At 65.8% G+C, this 1943-nt stretch carries 2 protein-coding genes; both read right to left on the bottom strand.

Features of this window, described 5'->3' with window-relative positions; all coding sequences use genetic code 11:
* Nucleotides 1-89: 89 nt before the first annotated feature.
* Complete coding sequence (locus AC0SZ7_RS30835) at nucleotides 90-1412, bottom strand: lytic murein transglycosylase (protein WP_475507873.1); 1323 nt, start codon at nucleotides 1410-1412, stop codon at nucleotides 90-92.
* Between the two features lie 95 nt (nucleotides 1413-1507).
* Nucleotides 1508-1660, bottom strand: a complete 153-nt coding sequence (gene arfA / locus AC0SZ7_RS30830) for an alternative ribosome rescue factor ArfA (protein ID WP_027981087.1) — start codon at nucleotides 1658-1660, stop codon at nucleotides 1508-1510.
* Nucleotides 1661-1943 lie beyond the last annotated feature (283 nt).

Here is a 1943-nt window from a genome sequence, read left to right as displayed (position 1 = left end):
CGGGGGGGGGGGCCGGCGCGCGCCCCCCCCCCGCCCCCCCGGGGGGGGGGGGGGGGGGGCCCCCCCCCCCCCCCCCCCGCGTCCAGGGCTTACTGGCCCCGCAAGCTGTCCAGCAACTTGTGGTTGGCATACCCATCCGCCGGCCACCCCAGCGCCTGCTGCGCCTGGCGAATCGACTTGCGGGTGTTGGCGCCGATGATGCCGTCCGGCGTGCCGGCGTCATAACCCTTCGCGGTCAGCAGCGTCTGCAACTCGATACGCTCGGTACGGCTCAACGGCAGGTCATCGCGTGGCCAGTCGCCAGTTACGTAGCCGCCGCCATCGAAGCGTTGCGACAACAGGCTGACCGCCAGCGCATACGACGACGAGTTGTTGTACTTGAGGATGGCGCGGAAGTTGTCCAGCACCAGGAACGCCGGGCCGCGGTAGCCCGCTGGCAACAGCAGCGAGGCGGACAGCTGTTCGCTACCGGCTGGCAGGCGCATGCCCGGCGTTACCTTCACGCCCATCTGCAGCCATTCGCCCACCGGCTTGCGCAGCGTGCCGTCGGCCTGGGCATAGTCAAAGCCTGGCGCCAACTGCACCTCGAAGCCCCACGGCTGGCCACGTTGCCAGCCAGAGCTCTGCAGGTAGTGCGCGGTGGAAGCGAGGGCGTCCGGCGCGCTGTTCCAGATGTCCCGGCGGCCATCGCCGTCGAAGTCCACGGCGTGGGTATTGAAGGTGGACGGGATGAACTGAGTCTGGCCCATGGCGCCAGACCAGGAGCCCAGCATGGCTTCTGGCTGGATGTCACCGTTTTGCAGAATCTGCAGCGCGGCAATCAGCTGGTCCTGGGCAAAGCCCTGGCGGCGGCCTTCATAGGCCAGCGTCGCCAGTGAGCGGATCACCGACTTGTCGCCCTGGAACTGGCCGAAGCTGCTTTCCATGCCCCATACCGCGACCAGTGCCTGGCGGTCGACGCCATAGCGCTGCTCGATGCGTTGCAGCACGTCGCCGTACTGGTTCATCAGCGCCTGGCCCTTGCGCACACGCACCGGCGAGATGGCGCCATCCAGGTACTCCCACACCGGGCGGGTGAACTCCGGCTGGCTGCGGTCGGCCTTCACCACGCTTGGGTCGGGGGTAACCCCGGCAAAGGCGCGGTCGAACACGTCAGGGCGAATACCGGCCTGCAGTGCCTGCTGGCGGAAACCGTCTTCCCACTGGGTGAACGTCTCGCTGGGTAGCATCACGCCATCGGCATCCACGGGCGCGGCCGTGGTCAACGGGGCTTGTGGCGAGGTTTTCTGGGCGGGAACGGGCAGGGCATCGGCGGCGACGGTGGGCTTTTCAGCACAGGCGCCCAGCAGAACGAGAACGGAAGCAGCGAGCAGGTGACGGATATGCACACGCTGGGGACGACGAAGAGGCATTCACAGGTCCAGGTATTTCGGGTCAGGTGTGGACCATAACATGAGAGCAGGGGGGGAGGGGTAGCGCGGGGCCAAGTTCGGGGTGAAAGGGCTTTTCAGGCTGCCAGAAAAGGAGAAGCCTCCCAGTTTTTCGACTGGAAGGCTTCGCGTTTGTAGCTGCCCTTGCCCTTGGTGGGTCGTTCCTGGCGGCTGCGGAACAGGGGTTGGGCGATGATGGACTTGGCCTTGTTGGGGCGCTTTTTGCTCATGGCGGGTCTCCTTGGATGGAGCGCCGATCATACGCCTCTACGCACGCCACGCAACCGTAGCAGCGGCCGCAGGCCGCGTCCCGCCGCTGCGCATATACCGCGTTGCCTGGGACGCAGCCTTCGGCAGCTTGTGTCTAGAGAAGGGAATAGAATCTAAGGTGAGAGCGGTGAATGGCAGGTTGTTCGGCAGCAGTGTTGATAAGCACGTGTAGCAGCAGAACCGCCATTCACCTCTCCGCTCTGGCTACAAGCCCGAACAGTTGAACGAGCCGACCTCGAACAT

The sequence above is a fragment of the Pseudomonas sp. JC1203 genome (assembly GCF_056175065.1).
This window is presented reverse-complemented; position numbering and strand designations above follow the sequence as displayed.

Coding starts and splice junctions, on each gene's coding strand:
- AC0SZ7_RS30835 (WP_475507873.1), bottom strand. CDS start 1,412: ATGCCTCTTCGTCGTCCCCAGCGTGTGCATATCCGTCACCTGCTCGCT.
- arfA (WP_027981087.1), bottom strand. CDS start 1,660: ATGAGCAAAAAGCGCCCCAACAAGGCCAAGTCCATCATCGCCCAACCC.